Genomic DNA, 21,561 nt, shown 5'->3' with positions numbered 1-21,561 from the left:
ATCGCCCCGGGAACGCTTTACTGTGAGTGCGTCGAACTTATGTTCGACGTGGCGCGGGACTCGCGGCCCGCGCCAGGGCGACGTCCCCGCCCGGCGGCAGCGCGATGCCCCCGGGCGGGACGGACGGCCGGGCGGAGTGAGGGGAAGCTCTCCGCCCGGCCGGCCCGAGCCCCGGAAGGAGGCAGTCATGTCCGAAACGACGACCGCCCGCGGAGTTCATTCCGCCGCGCAGTTCGGCCCGCCGGGCCCGCGCTCGCGGCCGAAGCCCGCGCCGCGTCCGGCGCACACGGCGGTCGGCCAGCTCCACGCCGCCCGCATGGGCCTCGCCGAGGCGGCCGAGGCCACCTCGCCCGCCGTCCGCTACGTCTGCGCCCACCTGGCCGCGCTGCGCGCCGCCGCCGCGGTGCTGGCGTCCAAGGAACCGCTGGAGACGCACCGGCGGGGGCGCCCCCGCAGCGTCTGGGTGCTGCTGCCCGAGGCCGAGCCCGCGCTGCGCGAGTGGGCCGCGTTCTTCGCCGCCGGCGCCGACAAGCGCGCCGCCGCCGAGGCGGGCCTGCCGCGCGCGGTGACGCCGCGCGAGGCCGAGGAGCTGCTGCACGACGCCGAGGTCTTCGTCACCCTCGTCGAGGACACCCTCGGCGTGACCAGCCAGCCCACCTTGCCGATCCCCGAGGCGAGCTGACCCCGCCGACGGGCTCCGAGGCGAGCCGACCTCGCTGACGGGCCCGCCGACCGACCCCGCCGACCGACCCCGCCAACCCCCTGAGCCACTCCCGGGCCGTCCCGTAGACCTCCCCAGGGGACGGCCGCGCCCGAAGACCGGGGCCGCCGCTGGAGCACGGCCCCGGTCTTCGACGCGCCCCCTCAGAGCTTCGACGCGCCCCCTCAGAGCCGGGACGCCTCCCGCGGCGGGCACCCGTTTCGCGCCCTGCGCCGCGTCCGGCCGGCGTCGGCCCGCATGCAGGCGCGCGCCGGCGCCCGCCGCAACGGAATTCGGGCCGGGACGCGGAACGGGGGCCCGGCGTCGGCCGGGCCCCCGTTTCGGTGGTGCCAGAATTAGGTGGTGCTAGGGGTTAGAACGACTCGACGGCGCGCCGCGCCTCCGGGTCGAGGACGCCCCACGTGATGAGCTCTTCCGTGAGCTCGTTCGGGGACTTGTCGTAGATGACCGCGAGTGAACGCAGGTCTTCCTGGCGGATGGACAAAACCTTTCCGTTGTAGTCGCCCCGCTGGCTCTGGATCGTCGCGGCGTAGCGGGCGAGAGGACCGGCCTTGTCTTTCGGAAGCTGCTGCAACCGCTCGAGGTCGATCACGAGCTTGGGTGTAGGCCCGAGCGGGCTCGGCGCGGCTCCGCCGGGCAGCAACTCGGAAACCGGCACGCCGTAGAAATCGGCGAGCTCGGCCAGCTTCTGAACGGTGACGGCGCGGTCGCCCCGCTCGTACGAACCCACGACGACGGCCTTCCAGCGGCCGCGGGACTTCTCCTCCACACCGTGCAGGGACAGGCCCTGCTGTGTGCGGATGGCGCGCAGGCGCGCGCCGAGAGCCTTAGCGTATTCAGACGGCATTGTCGGCCCCCCAGGCTCACTTTCGTCGTCGTTTGCCCCCGGCGGGACGCCGGGGCGGAGGCGGGGAACCCGGCGCGCTGATCGCTCCGGGAATCCACCTCCGGGGATGGTTACGGACAGTGACGGTAAAACGGGGACGGCCTCAGGTCAAGCTGATTGGAAAAAAGCGGTCGAATCAGTAGGTCTCGCTGGGGGTCGTCCGGATCGGCCGGAAGCCCGGCGGGCCCGGCCCCGCGGGCGCCGCGCCGGGGCCGCGGGCCGCTCCGCGCGCGTTCGAGTGTGACCCCTCTCACCAGGCAAGACGTGGACCGGTCCGATGCGGACCCGTGGGTACCGGCTGCTACGGTGTGGGGGACAAGGCGTCCTTTAAGCCCCGTCCTGTGAGGCGGGAAAGGAGGTTTCGGTGGTGAATGCTGCCTCCCGGCCGGACGAGCCGGCGGCGGCGCGCGTGGCGGACGGTGACCCCCGGCCCAAGGCCGTTCTGGAGGGACCGGACATCCGGCGCGCGCTGACCCGCATCGCGCACGAGATCCTCGAACGCACCAAGGGCGGGCACGACGTCCTGCTCCTCGGCATCCAGACCCGCGGGGTGACGCTGGCCGAGCGGCTGGCGGGCCTCCTCGGGGACGTGGAGGGCCGCCCGGTGCCCTGGGGGTCCCTGGACGTGACGATGTACCGGGACGATCTCCGGATGCGTCCCGCGCGCGCTCTGGGCCGCACGGAGGTACCCCAGGACGGCGTCGACGACCGCGTGGTCGTCCTCGTCGACGACGTGCTGTTCTCCGGCCGGACGGTGCGCGCCGCGCTCGACGCCCTCAACGACCTCGGGCGGCCCCGCGCCGTCCAGCTCGCGGTGCTGGTCGACCGCGGGCACCGCCAGCTGCCGATCCGCGCGGACTACGTCGGCAAGAACCTGCCCACCTCGATGCGGGAGACCGTGCGGGTCCTGCTGGGCGAGAACGACGGACGCGACGCGGTGCTGCTCGGTCCGGCGGGGGGTGACCGGTGAAGCGCCATCTGATCTCGGCGGCCGACCTGACGCGCGAGGACGCGCTGCTCGTCCTCGACACGGCCGAGGAGCTGGAGAAGGTCGCGGGCCGCTCGATCAAGAAGCTGCCGACGCTGCGCGGCCGGACGGTCGTCAACCTGTTCTTCGAGGACTCCACCCGCACCCGGATCTCCTTCGAGGCGGCCGCCAAGCGGCTGTCCGCCGATGTGATCAACTTCTCGGCGAAGGGGTCGAGCGTGTCCAAGGGCGAGAGCCTGAAGGACACCGCGCTGACGCTGGAGGCGATGGGCGCCGACGGCGTCGTCGTCCGGCACGGCGCCTCGGGCGCGCCGCACCGGCTCGCGGGCTGGGTCCAGGGCAGCGTGGTCAACGCCGGGGACGGCACCCACGAGCACCCCACCCAGGCGCTGCTGGACGCGTTCACGATGCGCAAGCGGCTCGGCGACCTGGAGGGGCGCCGGGTCACGATCGTCGGCGACGTCCTGCACAGCCGGGTGGCACGCTCCAACGTGCTGCTGCTCGGGACGCTCGGCGCCGACGTGACCGTGGTCGCGCCGCCCACGCTGCTGCCGGTCGCGATCAACACCTGGCCCTGCCAGGTGTCCTACGACCTCGACGCGGTGCTGCCCAAGAGCGACGTCATCATGATGCTGCGCGTCCAGCAGGAGCGGATGAACGCCGCCTACTTCCCGACCGTGCGCGAGTACAGCCGCCGGTACGGGCTGGACGGCGAGCGCATGGCCGCGCTCCCCGAGCACGCCATCGTCATGCACCCGGGGCCGATGAACCGCGGCGTGGAGATCGCCGCCGAGGTCGCCGACTCGGTCCGGTCCACGATCGTCGAGCAGGTCGCCAACGGCGTCAGCGCCCGCATGGCCGTGCTCTACCTGCTGCTCGGAGGCTCCGAGCCCGCCATCGGCACGGAGGTCACCGAATGAACCACCTGATCAGGGGCGCGCGCATCCTGGGCGGCGCGCCCGCCGACATCCTCGTCCGGAACGGGCAGATCGCCGAGATCGGCACCGGGCTCGACGCCGGCGGCGCGCAGGCCGTCGACGCCGACGGCCTGGTCGCGCTGCCCGGGCTCGTCGACCTGCACACCCACCTGCGCGAGCCGGGGCGCGAGGACGCCGAGACCGTCGAGTCCGGCACGAAGGCCGCCGCGATGGGCGGGTTCACCTCCGTCCACGCGATGGCCAACACCGACCCGGTCGCCGACACGGCGGGCGTGGTCGAGCAGGTGTGGCGGCTCGGCCGCGAGGCCGGGTACTGCGATGTCCAGCCCGTCGGGGCCGTGACGCGCGGCATCGCGGGCGAGCAGCTCGCCGAGCTCGGCGCGATGGCCGACTCGGCGGCGCGGGTCCGGGTGTTCTCCGACGACGGGCACTGCGTGTCCGACGCGGTGATCATGCGGCGGGCGCTGGAGTACGTGAAGGCGTTCGGCGGCGTCGTCGCCCAGCACGCGCAGGAGCCCCGGCTCACCGAGGGCGCGCAGATGAACGAGGGCGAGATGTCGGCCGCGCTCGGGCTGCGCGGCTGGCCCGCCGTGGCCGAGGAGGCGATCATCGCCAGGGACGTGCTGCTCGCCCAGCACGTCGGGTCGCGGCTGCACGTCTGCCACGTCTCCACGGCCGGGTCCGTGGAGATCATCCGCTGGGCCAAGAGCAAGGGCTGCCCGGTGACCGCCGAGGTCACCCCGCACCACCTGCTGCTGGACGACACCCGCGCCGGCACCTACGACCCGATCTTCAAGGTCAACCCGCCGCTGCGCACCGCCGAGGACGTCGCCGCGCTGCGCGCCGCGCTCGCCGACGGGACGATCGACTGCGTCGCCACCGACCACGCCCCGCACCCGGTCGAGGCGAAGGAGACCGAGTGGGCCGTGGCGGCGATGGGCATGATCGGCCTGGAGACGGCGCTGCCCGTCGTCCAGGAGGCCATGGTCGAGACCGGGCTGCTCGACTGGGCCGGGGTCGCCGAGCGGATGTCGCTGAGCCCCGCCCGCATCGGCCGCCTCTCCGGACAGGGCCGTCCGCTGGAGGCGGGATCGCCCGCCAACATCACGCTGTACGACCCGTCGCCGCGCCGCGCGGTGGACGCGTCGGAGATGACCTCCAAGAGCCGCAACACCCCGTTCGCGGGGCTGGCGCTGCCCGGACGGGTCGTCGCGACGTTCCTGCGCGGCACGCCGACCGTCCTGGAAGGGAAGCTCCAATGACCCCTGCTCTGCTGGTTCTGGAAGACGGCAGGGTGTTCCGGGGGACGGCCTACGGGGCCGAGGGCGAGACCTTCGGCGAGATGGTCTTCAACACCGGCATGACCGGCTACCAGGAGACCCTGACCGACCCGTCCTACGCGCGGCAGATCGTCGCGATGACCTCCCCCCACATCGGCAACACCGGCGTCAACGCCGAGGATCCGGAGTCCGGCCGCATCCAGGTCGCCGGGTACGTGGTGCGCGAGCCCGCGCGCGTGGCCTCGAACTGGCGGGCCACCGGCTCGCTCGGGTCGGCGCTGCGCGACCAGGGCGTGGTGGGGATCGCGATCCCCGGCACCCGCGCGCTGACCCGCCACCTGCGCGACCGGGGCGCGATGCGCGCCGCGATCTTCAGCGGCGGCGAGGCGCTCGCCCCGGGCGAGGCCGCCCTGGTCGAGCGGGTCCGGCAGGCGCCGCCGATGGTCGGCGCCGACCTCGCCCGCGACGTCTCGACGGCCGAGCGCTACGTCGTCGCGGCCCAGGGGGAGAAGCGCTTCACGGTCGCGGCCGTGGACCTCGGCATCAAGGCGATGACGCCGTACCGGATGTCCGAGCGGGGGTGCGAGGTGCACGTCCTCCCGGCCTCCAGCACCGCCGAGGAGATCCTCGCGCTCGCCCCCGACGGGGTGTTCTTCTCCAACGGCCCCGGCGACCCGGCCGCCGCCGGGTACGCGGTGGACGCGCTGCGCGGCGTCCTCGACGCGGGCAGGCCGTTCTTCGGCATCTGCTTCGGCAACCAGATCTTCGGGCGCGCGCTCGGCCTCGGCACCTACAAGCTCCGCTTCGGGCACCGGGGCATCAACCAGCCCGTTCAGGACAAGGCGACCGGACGGGTCGACGTCTCCGCCCACAACCACGGGTTCGCCGTGGACGCGCCGACCGACGGCCCGTTCGACACCCCCTACGGGCGCGCCGAGGTCAGCCACGTGAACCTCAACGACGGGTGCGTGGAGGGGCTGCGGCTCCTGGAGCGGCCCGCGTTCAGCGTCCAGTACCACCCGGAGGCCGCGGCGGGCCCGCACGACGCCTCCGGGCTCTTCGACCGTTTCTGCGAGATCATGGAGGGGTCGAGGTAATGCCGCGCCGCGAAGACCTGACGTCCGTCCTGGTGATCGGCTCCGGGCCGATCGTGATCGGCCAGGCGTGCGAGTTCGACTACTCCGGCACGCAGGCGTGCCGGGTGCTGAAGGCCGAGGGCCTGCGGGTCACGCTGGTCAACAGCAACCCCGCCACGATCATGACCGACCCCGAGTTCGCCGACGCCACCTACGTCGAGCCGATCACGCCCGAGGTCGTCGAGAAGATCATCGCGAAGGAGCGGCCGGACGCGCTGCTGCCCACGCTCGGCGGCCAGACGGCCCTGAACACCGCGATCGCGCTGTACGAGAGCGGCGTGCTGGAGCGGTACGGGGTCGAGCTGATCGGCGCCGACGTGGACGCGATCCAGGCCGGGGAGAACCGCGAGCGGTTCAAGGAGGTCGTCGCGAAGGTCGCGCGCGAGCGCGGCCTGAACGCCGAGTCCGCCCGGTCGCTGATCTGCCACACGATGGAGGAGTGCCTGGCCGCCGCCGCCGAGCTCGGCTACCCGGTCGTGGTGCGCCCCTCGTTCACGATGGGCGGCGCCGGGTCCGGGTTCGCCCACGACGAGAACGACCTGCGCCGCATCGCCGGGGCGGGGCTCGACGCGTCCCCGACCAGCGAGGTGCTCCTGGAGGAGTCGATCCTCGGCTGGAAGGAGTACGAGCTGGAGGTCATGCGCGACCGCCACGACAACGTGGTGATCGTCTGCTCGATCGAGAACCTCGACCCGATGGGCGTGCACACCGGCGACTCGATCACGGTCGCGCCCGCGCTGACGCTGACCGACCGCGAGTACCAGAACATGCGCGACGTCGCGATCGCGGTGATCCGCGAGGTCGGCGTCGACACCGGCGGCTGCAATATCCAGTTCGCCGTGAACCCGGGCACCGGCCGGATGATCGTCATCGAGATGAACCCGCGCGTGTCGCGCTCGTCGGCGCTGGCCTCCAAGGCGACCGGGTTCCCGATCGCCAAGATCGCGGCCAAGCTCGCGATCGGGTACACGCTGGACGAGATCCCGAACGACATCACCCGCGAGACCCCCGCCTCGTTCGAGCCCACGCTCGACTACGTCGTGGTCAAGGTCCCCCGGTTCGCGTTCGAGAAGTTCCCCGGCGCCGACGGCACGCTCACCACGCACATGAAGTCGGTGGGCGAAGCCATGGCGATCGGGCGCTGCTTCACCGAGGCGCTCCAGAAGGCGCTGCGGTCGCTGGAGCAGAAGGGCTCCTCGTTCAGCTGGGCGACGGGCCCGGACGGGCTCGACGCCGCCGCGCTGGTGGAGTCCGCGAGCCGGCCGCACGACGGGCGGCTGCGCGACGTCCAGCGGGCGCTGTGGGCCGGGGCGAGCGTCCAGGACCTGTTCGAGGCGACCGGCATCGACCCCTGGTTCCTCGACCAGATCGCCGCGATCAACGAGACCGCCGAGGAGATCCGCACCGCCGACGACGCGCTCACCAGGGACAAGCTGCTGCGCGCCAAGCGGCACGGGTTCTCCGACGCGCAGATCGGCGAGCTGCGGAACCTCTCGGAGGAGGTCGTGCGGGAGCTGCGGCACGCGCTCGGCGTCCGCCCGGTGTACCTGACCGTCGACACCTGCGCCGCCGAGTTCGCCGCGCGGACCCCGTACCTGTACTCGGCCTACGACGAGGAGACCGAGGTCCCCCCGGGCGCCAGGCCCAAGGTGATCATCCTCGGCAGCGGGCCCAACCGGATCGGGCAGGGCGTGGAGTTCGACTACTCCTGCGTCCACGCCTCGTTCACGCTCGCCGAGGCGGGCTACGAGACCGTCATGGTCAACTGCAACCCCGAGACCGTCTCGACCGACTACGACACCTCCGACCGGCTCTACTTCGAGCCGCTCACGCTGGAGGACGTCCTGGAGGTCGTGTACGCCGAGCAGTGCTCGGGCGAGGTCGCGGGCGTCATCGTCCAGCTCGGCGGGCAGACGCCGCTGGGCCTCGCGCAGAAGCTCAAGGACGCGGGCGTGCCGATCGTGGGCACCTCGCCGGAGAGCATCCACCTCGCCGAGGAGCGCGGCGCGTTCGGGCGCGTCCTGCACCGGGCCGGGCTCCTCGCGCCCAAGCACGGCACCGCCTCGTCCTACGCCGAGGCCCGCGAGATCGCCGCCGAGATCGGCTACCCCGTCCTGGTGCGCCCCTCGTACGTGCTGGGCGGACGCGGCATGGAGATCGTCTACGACGACGTCACGCTGGAGTCGTACATGGCCCGCGCGACGGAGGCGAGCCCGGAGCACCCCGTCCTGGTCGACCGCTTCCTGGACGAGGCGATCGAGATCGACGTGGACGCCCTCTACGACGGCGAGGAGCTGTACCTGGGCGGGGTCATGGAGCACATCGAGGAGGCCGGGATCCACTCCGGCGACTCCGCGTGCGCGCTCCCGCCCATCACGCTGGGGCACGACGACATCCGCCGCATCCGCGCGTCCACGGAGGAGCTGGCCAAGGGCGTCGGGGTGCTGGGGCTGATGAACGTCCAGTACGCGCTGTCGGCGGGCGTCCTGTACGTGCTGGAGGCCAACCCGCGCGCGTCCCGGACGGTGCCGTTCGTCTCCAAGGCGACGGCCGTGCCGCTCGCCAAGGCCGCCGCCCGCGTGATGATGGGCGCCACCATCGCCGAGCTGCGCGCGGAGGGCCTGCTGCCCGAGGCCGGCGACGGCGGCTCGCTGCCGCTGGACGCGCCGATCGCGGTGAAGGAGGCCGTGCTGCCCTTCGACCGGTTCCGCAACGAGCAGGGGCAGGGCGTCGACACCGTCCTCGGCCCGGAGATGCGCTCCACCGGCGAGGTCATGGGGATCGACGAGGTGTTCGGCACCGCCTACGCCAAGTCGCAGCAGGCCGCCTACGGCTCGCTGCCCACCAAGGGGCGCGCGTTCGTGTCGGTCGCCAACCGCGACAAACGGCACATGGTCTTCCCCGTGAAGCGGCTCGCTGACCTGGGCTTTGAGATTCTTGCCACGGAGGGGACCGCGGAGGTCCTGCGCCGCAACGGCGTGCGTGCCAAGATCGTGCGCAAGCACGGCGAGGGGCCCGGCCCCGGCGGCGAGCCCACCATCGTGCGGCGCATCCTGGACGGCGAGGTCGACCTCATCGTCAACACGCCCTTCGGCGGCCCCGGGCAGTCCGGGCCGCGGCTCGACGGCTACGAGATCCGCACCGCGGCCGTGCTGCGGGGCGTACCCTGCGTGACGACCGTCCAGGGGCTCGCGGCGGCCGTCCAGGGCATCGAGGCGGTCGCCGGGGGCCAGGTCGGCGTCCGCTCCCTCCAGGAGCACGCCGAGCGCCTCAGCGGCGCCCACGGGCGCACCGGGACGCGGTAAGGGCGCGGTCCGGGGAGGGACGAGGAGGGAGAGGTGTGTCCGACACACCGGTGCAGACGTCGGCGACGGTCCTGACGGTCCGCCAGGTGCAGGACTACCACGCGGTCACGCTGGTGGCCCCGGCGATCGCCGAGCGGTTCCGGCCCGGCCAGTTCGTGGCGGTCGCCGTCGGCGGTGAGTACTCCGCCCGGCTCGTCCGCCGCTGCTTCGGGGTGCACGAGGTGAAGTCCGACTACGGCGGCACCGTCGAGCTGGTCTTCGCCGACACCGAGCCCGGCACCGGCTGGCTCGCCGGGCGCCGCTCCCGCGACCAGCTCGACCTCCTCGGGCCGCTCGGCCGCCCGTTCCGGCTCCCGCGCGACCCGGTCACCTGCCTGCTCGCCGCGGGCGGGCCGGGCGGCGCGGCGGTGTTCGCGCTCGCCGACACGCTGCTGCGGCGCGGCTGCAAGGTCCACTTCGTGCTCGGCGGGCCGTCCGCCAAGGCGGTGTTCGGGTCGCGGATGGCGCAGCGCATCGGCGACTCGGCCACCATCACCACCGAGGACGGCTCGATGGGGGAGAAGGGCACCGTCCGCGACGTGCTGCCCCGCGTCCTCCAGGAGACCGGCGCCGACGTCGTCTACGGCTGCGGGCCCACCGGCCTGCTGCGCGCCGTCACCCAGGTCGCGGGCGACTTCGGGCTGCCCTCCCAGGTGTCGGTCGAGGAGTTCCTCCAGCGGACGGGCGCGTGCGGCATCGGCGTGTGCATGACGTGCATGCTGCCCGTCCACGGCGACGACGGCGTGACCCGCATGGTGCGCGCCTGCGCCGACGGGCCCGTGCTGCGCGGCGACCGCGTCCGCTGGGGCGACCTCGGCACCATCCCGTTCGACGCGCTGGGGGCGCCGCGCGTCCTCAGCGTCTCCGAGGGGGGCTCCCAGTGAGCGACCGGCTCAGGACCACCCTCGGGCCGCTGGAGCTCCCCAATCCCGTCCTGACGGCCTCCGGGTGCGGCGGGACGGGACGCGAGCTGGCCCAGTTCTCCGACCTGGCCCGCCTCGGGGCGTTCGTCACCACCTCGGTGATGCCGCAGGCGCGCGCCGGGCGCCCCACCCCGCGCGTCGCCGAGACGCCGAGCGGCCTGCTCACCGCCACCGGCCTGCCGAGCCCCGGCGTCGAGACGTTCCTGGAGCGCGACCTGCCCTGGCTGATCGAGCAGGGCGTCCGCACGATCGTGTCCGTCGCGGGCAACAGCGTCGAGGAGTACGGCGACATCGCCAGCCGCCTCCGCAACGTGCCCGGCGTCGCCGCGATCGAGGTCAACGTCGCCTGCCCGAACGTCGAGGACCGGGGCCGCATGTTCGGCTGGCACCCGACGGCCGCCGCGTCGGTCGTGCGCGCCGTCCGCGCCTACGCCCGCCCCGGCCTGCCGGTGTTCGCCAAGCTCGCGCCCGACGTCACCGACATCGTCACGATCGCGCTCGCCTGCGTCGACGCGGGCGCCGACGGGCTGACGCTGATCAACGCGATGGAGGGCATGGCGATCGACACCGGCACGCTGCGGCCCGCGCTCACCGGCGTGTCGGGCGGGCTGTCGGGGCCCGCGATCCGGCCCGTCGCCGTCCGCTGCGTCTACCAGGTGCACGCCGCGCTGCCCAGCACGCCGATCATCGGCGTCGGCGGCGTCGCCTCCGGCCTGGACGCGCTGGAGTTCATCCTCGCCGGGGCGAGCGCCGTCGCCGTCGGCACCGCGCTGTTCCACGACCCCGCCGCCGGGCCCCGCGTCCTGCGCGAGCTGGACGAGGCGCTCGGCGCCCGCCGCCTCGGGCGGCTCGCCGACGCCGTGGGCCTCGCGCACAAGCCCGCCGGATACGTCCCGCCCCAGGTGCGCCCCCAGGAGCCCGAGAAGGAGCCGCAGTGACCCCGCCCATCACCCCCGCGCCGATCGCCGTCGCCCTGGACGCCCCCGACCTGGACACGGCGGCGCGCTGGGCCGCGCTGGTCACGCCGTACGTCACCACGGTCAAGGTCGGCCTGGAGCTGTACCTGCGGTACGGGCCGGACGTGGTCGCCGCCGTCCGGGGCGCGAGCGGCGTCCAGGTGTTCCTCGACCTCAAGCTGCACGACATCCCGGCGACCGTCCGGGGCGCCGCCCGCGCGGTCGCCCGGCTCCGCCCGTCGTACCTCACCGTGCACGCCGCCGGGGGCCCCGCCATGGTCCGCGCGGCGGTCGAGGCGGCCCCCGGCACGGCCATCGCGGCGGTGACCGTGCTGACGTCCCTGGGGGAGGCCGACCTGGCCGCGATCGGGCTGGAGGGGCCCGCGCCCGACGCCGTCCGCCGGCTGGCCGCCCTGGCCGTCGAGGCGGGCGCGCGGGCGCTCGTGTGCTCCCCGCAGGAGGCCGCCGCCGTCCGCGCCGAGGTCGGCGCGGGGGTCACGCTGATCACGCCCGGCGTCCGCCCGGCGGGCGCCGACGTCCAGGACCAGGCGCGCGTCGCCACCCCCGAGCAGGCCCTGGCCGCCGGGGCGGACCTGCTGGTCATCGGCCGTCCCATCACCGGAGCGCCCGACCCGGGCGCCGCCGCGGCGGGCATCGCCGCCGCGCTGCGCCGCGCGTCCGCCGGAGCCTCCTAGCGGCTCCCAGAGGCTTCCGCGGGGGCCTCCGCGGCCCTCTGCGGGCCTCCGCCGCCGCCACCCGGACATGAAAGATCTTCGCGTGTCCGGATGGCGAGTTTTGCTTTCCGGGCAACGTTTAGGGCCCGCTGTACTACGGCCCGCACTAGGGCGTCCTGCATCGTTCTTAGTCGTTTCTCCGCAATGCCAATCGGGCGCCGGGGTCTTCCCCAATCCGGTACGCGCCGAACGGCGGAAGTCGTTCACCCGGGCCCGGGGTTTGCGGGCATCGTTACTCGGAGTTGTCACCCCGGTTCCGGTGGAATCGTTTCCGCGCGCCATCGGCGGGCCGGAGGGCGCGCGGCGGCGGGCGCACGCGCGCGGCCGGGCGCCTGCGGGGAGGGGGAGCGGGGAGCGGGACGAGGCGGCGACTCCAGGGTCGGTAACGATCTTGGCGGGCGACGTGTCACGAGGATGGCAGGCCCGGTGCCGCCCCGACGTGCGGAACGGCCCGGCGTGACGAGCGTCACTAGCGTCCCGGCGGGGTGTGGGGGACGTCACACGCGCGTCAGGGCCTGGACCGGTGGGAGCGGGCCCGCGGATGCCGGGATCATGGTCCAGAGCTCCCACCCGCCTCCTGGCCGCCATGGCATTCTGGTACTCGGTGCCGCAAATGGGGTCAGAAAGGGGGGATTTTCACGATCATGCGAAAGTCCCAGCAAGGCACGGGGATGGGCCCCGCACCGGCGAAGTTGTGTACACTCGGTATTCAGGACACTCCGGGGAGTGATTTTCGTGAATTTGTGGCGGGCTAAACGGCACTTCACGTTGCCTTATGGGGCGTGAACTCGCTAGTTTCCCAACCCGTCCGACTCCATCGAGTGGAAACCTGAGGTGACCCGGCGTGGCTCTTCCGCCCCTAACCCCCGAACAGCGCGCCGCAGCCCTGGAGAAGGCTGCCAAGGCGCGCAAGGAGCGGGCCGAGGTTAAGAACAAGCTCAAGCACGGGGGAACCTCTCTCGCGGAGGTTCTCAAGGAGGGTCAGTCCGATGACGTCATCGGAAAGATGAAGGTCTCGGCCCTCCTGGAATCACTTCCCGGCGTGGGCAAGGTCCGTGCGAAGCAGATCATGGAGCGCCTGGGTATCGCCGAGTCCCGCCGCGTGCGGGGCCTCGGCGCGAACCAGCGCGCCTCCCTGGAGCGTGAGTTCGGCGGAAGTGCGAACCGCTGACACGCGACTCACGGTCGGGCGCGGCGGCGTGACCGCCGCGGCCGGCTCGGGGCTCCCCCTGGCCGGCTCCATCCCGTCCGGCTCCGGCGCACCCATTCCTGCGCCGGACGGCTCCATGCCGCATGGCCCGCTCCTCCGGCGGCTGACGGTCCTCTCCGGGCCGTCAGGCGTCGGCAAGAGCACGGTCGTCGCCGAGATCCGGCGCTCACACCCCCGGGTGTGGCTGTCGGTCTCGGTGACCACCCGGTCCCCCCGGCCGGGTGAGACCCACGGCGTGCAGTACTTCTTCGTCGACGACGCCGGCTTCGACCGGCTCGTCGCCGAGGGGGAGCTGCTCGAATGGGCGGAGTTCGCGGGCAACCGCTACGGCACCCCCCGCGGCCCCGTCGAGGAACGGCTGGCGCGCGGCGAGCCGGTGCTCCTGGAGATCGACCTCCAGGGTGCCCGGCAGGTCCGCCAGGCGATGCCGGAGTCCCGGCTGGTGTTCCTCGCCCCGCCCTCGTGGGAGGAGCTCGTCCGCCGGCTCACGGGCCGGGGCACCGAGCCCCCCGAGGTGATCGAACGCCGGCTCGACGCCGCCCGCGTGGAGCTGGCCGCCGAGCAGGAGTTCGACGTGACGCTCGTCAACACCGCCGTCCAGGACGTGTGCGCCGAGCTGCTAGCCTTGATGGCTGATCGCTAGAAGCCGAACCTAGGGAAGGCCACCGAGTGGCAGCCAGCAATGAGGGCATCACCAACCCCTCGATCGACGAGCTCCTGGAGGTCGTCGACACCAAGTACGGCCTCGTGAGCATCGCGGCCAAGCGCGCGCGCCAGATCAACGCCTACTACGCCCAGCTGGGCGAGGGCCTGCTGGAGTACGTCGGCCCGCTCGTCGAGACGCAGGTGCAGGAGAAGCCCCTCTCCATCGCCCTGCGCGAGACCCGCGAGGGCCTCCTGAACGCCGAGCCCATCGAGGGCTGAGTCCGCCCCACCGGGCCCGCCGTGCCACGGGTCGGTCGCCTGATGGGAAAGTTGAGCGCATGACCTCCCGTAAGCCGCGTGTCGTGTTGGGCGTGGGCGCCGGCATCGCCGCGTACAAGGTGTGCGAGCTGCTCCGGCGGCTCACCGAGTCGGGGCACGATGTCCGGGTCGTGCCGACCGCCGACGCGCTCCGGTTCGTCGGCGAGCCCACCTGGGCCGCCCTGTCGGGGCACCCGGTCTCCGCGCAGGTGTGGGACGACGTCCCCGCCGTGCCGCACGTGCGGCTGGGGCAGGACGCCGACCTGGTGCTCGTGGCGCCGGCCACCGCCGACCTGCTCGCCAGGGCCGCGCACGGCCTCGCCGACGACCTGCTCACGAACACGCTGCTCACCGCGCACTGCCCGGTCGTGTTCGCGCCCGCGATGCACACCGAGATGTGGGAGCACCCCGCGACCCGCGCGAACGTCGAGACGCTGCGCTCGCGCGGCGCGGTCGTCGTCGAGCCCGCGTCCGGGCGGCTGACCGGCAAGGACACCGGCCCCGGCCGGCTGCCCGACCCGGGCGAGCTGTTCGAGGTCGCCCGGCGCGTCCTCGCGCGGGGCGCGGGCGACGCCGACCTCGCGGGGCGGCACGTCGTGGTGTCGGCGGGCGGCACCCGCGAGCCGATCGACCCGGTCCGCTTCATCGGCAACCGCTCGTCCGGGCTCCAGGGGTACGCGCTGGCGCGGACGGCGGTCGCCCGCGGCGCCCGCGTGACGCTGGTGGCGGCCAACGTCGCACTGCCCGACCCGGCTGGCGCGCGGGTCGTCCCGGTGGGGTCGGCCGAGCAGTTGCGCGCGGCGGTCCTCGCGGCGGCGGAGGAGGCCGACGCGGTCGTCATGGCCGCCGCCGTCGCCGACTTCCGGCCCGCCGGCTACCGGGACTCCAAGATCAAGAAGACCGAGGGCTCGGGCCCCGAGCCCATCGCGCTGGTGCAGAACGCCGACATCCTCGCCGAGCTCGGCCGGACGCGGCGCCCCGAGCAGGTGATCGTCGGGTTCGCCGCCGAGACCGACGACGTGCTCGCCAACGGCCGCGCCAAGCTCGCCCGCAAGGGCAGCGACCTCCTCGTCGTCAACCAGGTCGGCGAGGACCTCGCCTTCGGGCGCCCCGACAACGCGGCGGTCGTGCTCGGCGCCGACGGCTCCGAGACCGAGGTGCCGCGCGGCGCCAAGGAGGCCCTCGCCGACGTCGTCTGGGACCTCGTCGCCGCCCGCCTGAAGCCCGCGGCGCCCGGGTGAGCGGCCGAGCGGGCCTGCATCGCGGCTTTAGGGCGCCTCCAGCCGATCCCGCTAGACTCGCCCTCATCATCCAAGGGGAACCGGTGGAGGGGCGGCGTCCCGCCACCGGGCACGACAAACAATCCGTCCTGCGACGTCAGTCAGCAGCCGCTGCAAGGAGCTCACGTACGTGTCTCGCCGCCTGTTCACCTCCGAGTCCGTCACCGAAGGCCACCCGGACAAGATCGCGGACCAGATCAGCGACGCGATCCTCGACTCGATGCTCAAGGACGACCCGCGCAGCCGGGTCGCCGTCGAGACGATGATCACGACCGGTCAGGTGCATGTGGCCGGTGAGGTCACCACCGAGACCTATGTCGACCTCCCCGGCGTGATCCGGGAGAAGATCCTTGAGATCGGCTACGACTCGTCCAAGAAGGGCTTCGACGGGCACTCCTGCGGCGTGTCGGTGTCCATCGGGGCGCAGTCGCCCGACATCGCGCAGGGCGTCGACGACGCCTACGAGACCCGCGAGGGCGAGGGCGTCGACGACCTCGACCGGCAGGGCGCGGGCGACCAGGGCCTGATGTTCGGCTACGCCACGAGCGAGACGCCCGAGCTGATGCCGCTGCCGATCACGATCGCGCACCGGCTCGCGCAGCGGCTCTCGCACGTCCGCAAGAGCGGCGACGTCCCCTACCTGCGCCCCGACGGCAAGACCCAGGTCACGATCGAGTACGACGGCGACCGCGCCGTCCGCCTCGACACCGTCGTGGTGTCCTCGCAGCACGCGCCCGACATCGACCTGAAGGAACTGCTCACCCCCGACGTCAAGGAGCACGTCGTCGACCCGGTGCTCGCCGCGTTCGACCTAGACACCTCCGGCTACCGGCTGCTGGTCAACCCCACCGGCCGGTTCGAGATCGGCGGGCCGATGGGCGACGCGGGCCTCACCGGCCGCAAGATCATCGTTGACACCTACGGCGGCATGGCCCGGCACGGCGGCGGCGCGTTCTCCGGCAAGGACCCGTCCAAGGTCGACCGGTCCGCCGCGTACGCGATGCGGTGGGTCGCCAAGAACATCGTCGCCGCGGGCCTCGCCGACCGCGCCGAGGTGCAGGTCGCCTACGCGATCGGCAAGGCGCACCCGGTCGGGGTGTTCGTGGAGACCTTCGGCACGGAGAAGGTCCCGGCCGCGCGCATCCAGGCCGCCGTGCCCGAGGTGTTCGACCTGCGTCCGGCCGCGATCGTCCGCGACCTCGACCTGCTCCGCCCGATCTACCAGCAGACCGCCGCCTACGGCCACTTCGGCCGGCCGGAGCCCGACTTCTCCTGGGAGTCGACCGACCGCGCCAAGGACCTGGCCAGCGCCGCCGGCCTGTAACCGCGACGGAGAAGGGCCCCGGGGACGTCGTCCCCGGGGCCCTTCCCTGTGTCCGCGTGTCAGCTCGGGCAGTGGTTGCCGCGGTGCAGGCCGTACCGGGCGGCGATGGTGTAGCGGCCGGGGGCCTTGACGTCCATCCGGACGAACTCGCCCGCGCGGGCCAGGCAGCCGCCGCCCCCGCCGGTGACGCTAAGCCAGGGCGACCAGGAGACGCGCACCAGCGTCGATCCGGCGGCGGGCACGTCGACGACGAGCTGGCCGGAGTTGACGCGCCTCACCTTCGCCGGGGCGTCCACCAGCGGCGTCGGGCGCGAGACGCGGAAGATCCGCCAGTGCTCGTCGCTCCACACCTCGGTCAGGTAGGGCTGGCCCGCCTCGACGAGGTCGGCCTCGTCCTGCGCGGACCAGTCGGTCTCCTGGGTGGGCAGGACGACGTAGTGCACCGCCCACTTGTGCAGCCAGTCGCGGTAGGACGCGGCGGTGAGCGCGCCCTCCTCGTAGAACAGCGCGTGGCGCTCGGCGTCGACCTGCCGGTTCCAGCCGCGGGCGAGGATGAAGTGGCGGCTCAGCCCCGACGCCTCCCAGTGCGAGCGCAGCGGCACGACCTCGATGCGGGTGTCGTCGGCGCCGAGCGCCTTCATCTCGTCGATGAGGCCGCGGGCGTGCCGCGCGGCGGCGTCCGCCGGCTCGGTGTGGATCACGTCGTCGACGGGCTTCACGACCTGCCAGGACGCGGTGACGATGAACGCCGCCGACAGCACCGCGATCCGCGCCCGGCCGTGGGCGCGCGCGACCGCGGGCAGCAGGAACATGCCGCCGAACAGCAGCGAGAGCCGCTCGACGTTGCTGCCGACCGGCGAGGGGATGAGCCAGGTCAGCGTGATCCCGGCGAGGTAGACGGCCGCGCCGATCCGCACGATCTTCCACTCGCGGGGCGCGCACAGCAGCACCGCGACGACGCTGGCGATGGCGGGCAGCACGATCGCGTCGAGCGAGATCGGCTGGACGCCGCTGAAGGGGAACAGCAGGCTGGTCGTGCCGACGACCAGCGGCGGCCCGGCGGCCAGGCAGATCCCGGCGCGCCGCCGCCCGGTGAGGATCAGCGCGGCGGCCAGCACCATCAGGAACAGCCCGGCGACGGGGCTGGACAGCGTGGCCAGCAGGCCGAGCCCGACCATGGCCGCCGCGCGCAGCGCCGGGGTGCCGTACTCGGTGAAGACGACGATCGTCGCGGCGAGCGCGAACAGCAGGCCGAGCCCGAAGGTGACGCGCCCCGAGGCGGAGTTGCAGACCAGCGCGAACGCCGCCCACAGGCTCGCGGGCAGCGCGACCGGCGTGCGGAAGCGCCGCAGCAGGTAGGCGGTCAGCGTGGCCGACAGGGTGCCGGTCACCACCGCGACGGTCCGGATGCCGAACACGGCCATCAGGTAGGGCGACAGGACGCTGTAGGACGCCGGGTGCATCCCGCCGTACCAGGCGAAGCTGTAGGCGGTGTCGGGGTGCTTCCAGGCGAAGTCGGTCCAGGCGGCCTGGGCGGCGAGGTCGCCGCCCTCGGTCGCGAGGTACAGCGCCCACAGCAGGTGCATGACGGCGGAGGCGACGGTGGCCGCCACCACGGGATGGCGCGGGTTCGTCCACCGGCGCCAGTCGGCGAGGGCGGTGAGTGCCGTGGACCTCGGGGAGCGGCGCTGCGGCCCCTCCCGGGGCGGCGCGTCCGTCCGTTCTGGGGTATGCGCTGCTGTCACATCGCCTACGGAGCTCGTCGGGCGGCGAGGGGGCCGGCGGGCGCCGGGCGGTCTCCCGGCGACACCCGCCCCGTTCGAAGGGACCACTCACCCTAGCGTGCGGCGGTGACTGTCGGGTTGATCTGGTAGGACGGGGACGTGACCAAGGACGGCGGGGGCGCGGACCTGATCCCGGGCCTGGACGACCTTCCCAGGGCTCCGGCGGGCGGGGCGGGGCGGGCGTCCGGCGCGGGCGGGAAGGCGGGGGCGGGCGGGCGCAGGGGCGCGAAGAAGGGTGCGCGCCGTCCGGCCGACGATCTTCCGGTCGCGCGCGTGGCCGTCGACATGTCGCTGCCGCACCTGGACCGCCCGTTCGACTACCTGGTGCCGGCCGAGCTGGCCGCCAAGGCCGTCGCCGGGTGCCGGGTGCGGGTGCGGTTCGCCGGGCAGCTCGTGGACGGATTCCTGCTGGAGCGCGTGGCCGAGAGCGACCACGAGGGCCGCCTGGCCTATCTGGAGCGGGTCACCTCGTCCGAGCCCGTGCTGACCCCGGAGATCGCGGCGCTGGCCCGGGAGGTGGCGGTCCGCTACGCGGGGACGTTCGCCGACGTGGTCCGGCTGGCCGTCCCGCCCCGGCACGCCCGGGTGGAGGCCGAGCCGGTGCCCGAGGGCGGGCCGGTGCCCGAGGGCGGGCCGGCGGCCGAGGGCGGGCCGGCTCCCGGAGGCGAGCCGGAGGAGGCGGACGCCGCCGAGGCCGGCGGGTGGGCGGAGTATCCGGCGGGCGCGTCGTTCCTGGGCGCGCTGGAGGCGGGGAGGGCGCCCAGGGCGGTCTGGACGGCCCTGCCCGGCGACGGATGGGCCCCGGCCATCGCGCGGGCCGTCGCGGCGGCGCTGGCGGGCGGGCGCGGCGCGCTGGTCGTGGTCGCCGACGGGCGCGACGTCGCCCGCGTGGACGCCGCCCTGGCCGCCGAGCTGGGGGAGGGGCGGCACGTCGCGCTGACGGCGGAGCTGGGCCCGGCCGAGCGGTACCGCAGGTGGCTGTCGGTGCTGCGGGGACGGGCCCGCGCGGTGGTCGGCACCCGCGCGGCGATGTTCGCGCCGGTCGCCGACCTGGGGCTGGTCGTCCTGTGGGACGACGGCGACGACGTCCACGCCGAGCCGCACGCGCCCTACCCGCACCCCCGCGAGGTGCTCGCGCTGCGCGCCCACCGGACGGGCGCGGGCGCGCTGATCGGCGGCTTCACCCGCACCACGGACGCGACGCGGCTCGTCGAGAGCGGGTGGGCGCACGCGCTGGCCGCCGACCGGGCGCGGGTGCGGGAGGCGATGCCCCGCGTCCGGTACGTGGGGGAGGACGCGCAGCTCGCCCGGGACGCCGCCGCCCGCACCGCCCGGCTGCCGAACGTGGCGTTCGAGGTGGCGCGGGGCGCGCTCGCGGAGGGGCCGGTCCTGGTGCAGGTGCCCAGGCGCGGCTACGTGCCGGGCATCGCGTGCGGGCGGTGCCGGAGCCCGGCGCGGTGCACGGCGTGCCAGGGGCCGCTGGCCCTGTCCTCGTCCCACGCGGCCCCCTACTGCCGGTGGTGCGGGCGCATCGCGGGCGACTGGCACTGCCCCGAGTGCGGGTTCTTCCAGGTGCGCGCCGTGGTGGTGGGCGCGAAGCGCACGGCCGAGGAGCTGGGCCGGGCGTTCCCGGGCGTGCCGGTGCGGACGTCGGGGCGGGAGGCGGTCCTCGACCGGGTGGGGCCCGAGCGGGCGCTGGTGGTGTCGACGCCGGGCGCCGAGCCGTCCGCCGAGGGCGGGTACCGGGCGGGCCTGCTGCTGGACGGATGGGTGCTGCTGGGCCGTCCCGACCTGCGCGCCGGCGAGGAGGCGCTGCGCCGCTGGATGAACGCGGCCTCGCTCGTCCGCGCGGGCGCGCCGGTGGTCGTGGCGGCCGAGGGGTCGCTGCCGCCGGTGCAGGCGCTCGTCCGGTGGGATCCGGTGACCTACGCGGAGCGGGAGCTGGCCGAGCGGCGCGAGGTGGGCTTCCCGCCCGCGGCGCGGATGGCGTCGCTGACCGCGTCCCCCGCGGCGATCCGGGAGCTGCTGGCCGACGCGCGGCTGCCCGACGGCGCGGAGGTGCTCGGGCCGGTGCCCGTCCCGCAGGCGGGGGCGGGGGACGGGCCGGAGCGGGAGCGCGCGCTGGTCCGCGTGCCGAGCGCGGCGGGGCAGGCGCTGGCGCGGGCGCTGAAGGAGGCCCAGGGGGTGCGCAGCGCGCGCAAGGCGGCCGAGACCGTCCGCGTCCAGGTCGACCCCCTCGAACTGATCTAGCCGGCCGATCCGGCCGGCCGATCCGGCCCGCGGGGCCGCGCGCCGGCGTGGCGGCCGGGCGTGTACCCGTACTCCTTGGCGAACGCGGAGATGAACGCGGACGCGCTGGCGTAGCCGACCTGGTGGGCGACCGTGCTCACCGGGCGGGAGTCCAGGAGGGCCCGTGCGGCGCGCAGCCGCAGCGCCGTCCGCCACCGGGTGTAGGGCATGCCGAACTCGCGGACGAAGTCGCGCTGGAGGGTCTTGACGCTGACGCGGAGCCGCCGCGCCCACTCGTCGAGGCCGGTGGGGTCGGCGGGGTCGTGGGAGAGGGCGCGGGCGACGGCGAGCGCGAAGCCGGTCCCCGCTCCGGGGGCCGCGTCCGTCCCGGCCACGCTCGTTCCGGCCGGGGGTGCGCCGATCCCCGCCATGATGCGGCGCCTGGCCTCCAGCGCGGCGGCCTCGTCGCAGCCCCGGCGGGCGATCACCGTGACGAGCCGGGCCGCCTCGGCGTCGATCGGCACCGGGCCCGACCGCAGGTCGCCGAGCGCGGGCGGCACCTCGCGCAGGCAGATCCGGTAGACGGTCTGCCGGTCCCCGGCCCGCACCTCGTGGCTCGTGGCGCGCCGCGCCCAGAACGCCTCGCCCGCCCCGACGAACCGGACGGCCGGGCCGTGCGTCGTGGCGAGCGGCCCGTCGGGGGACCAGTAGAGCTGGTGCAGGAAGTCCTGGCGGCCCTCGCCGAAGGCCAGCGCGTCCGCCGAGCGGTACCGCAGGACGAGGATGCCGCCGGGGTCGCCGAGCCCGTAGCCGAACTCCTCGCAGGTCTCCGGGTCGGCGGCGCCATGACGCGTCAGCGACACAG

The 21,561-nt window shown here is 74.3% G+C and carries 18 protein-coding genes; 15 read left to right on the top strand and 3 right to left on the bottom strand.

Going from position 1 to position 21,561, the window contains the following annotated elements; genetic code table 11:
• Window positions 1-187 precede the first annotated feature (187 nt).
• The gene (locus GNZ18_RS35335) at window positions 188-682 is read left to right on the top strand and encodes an SAV_6107 family HEPN domain-containing protein (RefSeq protein WP_156221000.1); all 495 of its coding nucleotides are present in this window, start codon (window positions 188-190) and stop codon (window positions 680-682) included.
• 391 nt (window positions 683-1,073) lie between these two features.
• Here GNZ18_RS35335 and bldD read toward each other — a convergent pair whose 3' ends face one another.
• Complete coding sequence (gene bldD / locus GNZ18_RS35330; RefSeq protein WP_067463081.1) at window positions 1,074-1,568, bottom strand: transcriptional regulator BldD; 495 nt, start codon at window positions 1,566-1,568, stop codon at window positions 1,074-1,076.
• Between the two features lie 448 nt (window positions 1,569-2,016).
• Here bldD and pyrR point away from each other — a divergent pair, with 448 nt between their 5' ends.
• From pyrR to metK, 13 genes are all read left to right on the top strand, one after another.
• Complete coding sequence (pyrR, locus tag GNZ18_RS35325) at window positions 2,017-2,577, top strand: bifunctional pyr operon transcriptional regulator/uracil phosphoribosyltransferase PyrR (RefSeq protein ID WP_242892297.1); 561 nt, start codon at window positions 2,017-2,019, stop codon at window positions 2,575-2,577.
• Window positions 2,574-3,515: an aspartate carbamoyltransferase catalytic subunit gene (locus tag GNZ18_RS35320; protein WP_214617762.1), complete on the top strand. Its 942-nt coding sequence runs from the start codon at window positions 2,574-2,576 to the stop codon at window positions 3,513-3,515. The genes pyrR and GNZ18_RS35320 overlap by 4 nt, the downstream gene beginning before the upstream one ends.
• Window positions 3,512-4,795, top strand: a complete 1,284-nt coding sequence (locus tag GNZ18_RS35315) for a dihydroorotase (RefSeq protein ID WP_156220999.1) — start codon at window positions 3,512-3,514, stop codon at window positions 4,793-4,795. Before GNZ18_RS35320 ends, GNZ18_RS35315 begins: the two co-directional genes overlap by 4 nt.
• Complete coding sequence (gene carA, locus GNZ18_RS35310; RefSeq protein WP_156220998.1) at window positions 4,792-5,910, top strand: glutamine-hydrolyzing carbamoyl-phosphate synthase small subunit; 1,119 nt, start codon at window positions 4,792-4,794, stop codon at window positions 5,908-5,910. The genes GNZ18_RS35315 and carA overlap by 4 nt, the downstream gene beginning before the upstream one ends.
• Window positions 5,910-9,254, top strand: a complete 3,345-nt coding sequence (gene carB / locus GNZ18_RS35305; RefSeq protein WP_156220997.1) for a carbamoyl-phosphate synthase large subunit — start codon at window positions 5,910-5,912, stop codon at window positions 9,252-9,254. Before carA ends, carB begins: the two co-directional genes overlap by 1 nt.
• A gap of 35 nt (window positions 9,255-9,289) precedes the next feature.
• Window positions 9,290-10,177, top strand: coding sequence for an iron-sulfur cluster-binding protein (locus tag GNZ18_RS35300; protein WP_214617765.1), 888 nt, complete (start codon window positions 9,290-9,292; stop codon window positions 10,175-10,177).
• On the top strand, window positions 10,174-11,154 hold the full coding sequence (locus tag GNZ18_RS35295; protein ID WP_214617766.1) for a dihydroorotate dehydrogenase: 981 nt from the start codon (window positions 10,174-10,176) through the stop codon (window positions 11,152-11,154). Before GNZ18_RS35300 ends, GNZ18_RS35295 begins: the two co-directional genes overlap by 4 nt.
• An 8-nt stretch (window positions 11,155-11,162) precedes the next feature.
• The gene (gene pyrF / locus GNZ18_RS35290) at window positions 11,163-11,867 is read left to right on the top strand and encodes an orotidine-5'-phosphate decarboxylase (RefSeq protein ID WP_312874929.1); all 705 of its coding nucleotides are present in this window, start codon (window positions 11,163-11,165) and stop codon (window positions 11,865-11,867) included.
• 883 nt (window positions 11,868-12,750) lie between these two features.
• On the top strand, window positions 12,751-13,077 hold the full coding sequence (mihF, locus tag GNZ18_RS35285) for an integration host factor, actinobacterial type (protein WP_021597647.1): 327 nt from the start codon (window positions 12,751-12,753) through the stop codon (window positions 13,075-13,077).
• Window positions 13,078-13,192: 115 nt separating this feature from the next.
• Window positions 13,193-13,759 carry a guanylate kinase gene (gmk, locus tag GNZ18_RS35280; RefSeq protein WP_156220996.1) on the top strand — a complete coding sequence of 189 codons (567 nt, stop codon included), beginning with the start codon at window positions 13,193-13,195 and terminating at the stop codon, window positions 13,757-13,759.
• A gap of 26 nt (window positions 13,760-13,785) precedes the next feature.
• On the top strand, window positions 13,786-14,040 hold the full coding sequence (gene rpoZ, locus GNZ18_RS35275) for a DNA-directed RNA polymerase subunit omega (RefSeq protein ID WP_021597645.1): 255 nt from the start codon (window positions 13,786-13,788) through the stop codon (window positions 14,038-14,040).
• Window positions 14,041-14,099: 59 nt separating this feature from the next.
• On the top strand, window positions 14,100-15,320 hold the full coding sequence (gene coaBC, locus GNZ18_RS35270; protein ID WP_156220995.1) for a bifunctional phosphopantothenoylcysteine decarboxylase/phosphopantothenate--cysteine ligase CoaBC: 1,221 nt from the start codon (window positions 14,100-14,102) through the stop codon (window positions 15,318-15,320).
• A gap of 169 nt (window positions 15,321-15,489) precedes the next feature.
• Window positions 15,490-16,683 (top strand): methionine adenosyltransferase, encoded by a 1,194-nt coding sequence (gene metK / locus GNZ18_RS35265; protein WP_214617768.1) that lies wholly within the window; start codon window positions 15,490-15,492, stop codon window positions 16,681-16,683.
• Between the two features lie 59 nt (window positions 16,684-16,742).
• On the opposite strand, the gene GNZ18_RS35260 is transcribed toward metK, so the two are convergent.
• Window positions 16,743-18,428 (bottom strand): DUF8823 domain-containing protein, encoded by a 1,686-nt coding sequence (locus tag GNZ18_RS35260; protein ID WP_312874922.1) that lies wholly within the window; start codon window positions 18,426-18,428, stop codon window positions 16,743-16,745.
• 138 nt (window positions 18,429-18,566) lie between these two features.
• Between GNZ18_RS35260 and GNZ18_RS35255 the strand changes: the two genes are divergently transcribed.
• Window positions 18,567-20,717, top strand: a complete 2,151-nt coding sequence (locus tag GNZ18_RS35255; RefSeq protein ID WP_312874921.1) for a primosomal protein N' — start codon at window positions 18,567-18,569, stop codon at window positions 20,715-20,717.
• Here the strand turns inward: GNZ18_RS35255 and GNZ18_RS35250 are convergent.
• Complete coding sequence (locus GNZ18_RS35250; RefSeq protein ID WP_312874920.1) at window positions 20,714-21,559, bottom strand: helix-turn-helix domain-containing protein; 846 nt, start codon at window positions 21,557-21,559, stop codon at window positions 20,714-20,716. The two genes, GNZ18_RS35255 and GNZ18_RS35250, sit on opposite strands and share 4 nt — an antisense overlap.
• Window positions 21,560-21,561: the final 2 nt, after the last annotated feature.

The organism is Actinomadura litoris, from assembly GCF_009733595.1.
Lineage (GTDB): Bacteria > Actinomycetota > Actinomycetes > Streptosporangiales > Streptosporangiaceae > Spirillospora > Spirillospora litoris.
Note: the sequence above shows the minus strand (reverse complement) of the source record. Positions and strands in the feature narration are given on the sequence as shown.

What these genes read in the sequence shown, in the direction of transcription:
- GNZ18_RS35335 (WP_156221000.1), top strand. Translation starts at nt 188, where the DNA reads ATGTCCGAAACGACGACCGCCCGCGGAGTTCATTCCGCCGCGCAGTTC.
- bldD (WP_067463081.1), bottom strand. Translation starts at nt 1,568, where the DNA reads ATGCCGTCTGAATACGCTAAGGCTCTCGGCGCGCGCCTGCGCGCCATC.
- GNZ18_RS35315 (WP_156220999.1), top strand. Translation starts at nt 3,512, where the DNA reads ATGAACCACCTGATCAGGGGCGCGCGCATCCTGGGCGGCGCGCCCGCC.
- carA (WP_156220998.1), top strand. Translation starts at nt 4,792, where the DNA reads ATGACCCCTGCTCTGCTGGTTCTGGAAGACGGCAGGGTGTTCCGGGGG.
- carB (WP_156220997.1), top strand. Translation starts at nt 5,910, where the DNA reads ATGCCGCGCCGCGAAGACCTGACGTCCGTCCTGGTGATCGGCTCCGGG.
- gmk (WP_156220996.1), top strand. Translation starts at nt 13,193, where the DNA reads ATGCCGCATGGCCCGCTCCTCCGGCGGCTGACGGTCCTCTCCGGGCCG.
- coaBC (WP_156220995.1), top strand. Translation starts at nt 14,100, where the DNA reads ATGACCTCCCGTAAGCCGCGTGTCGTGTTGGGCGTGGGCGCCGGCATC.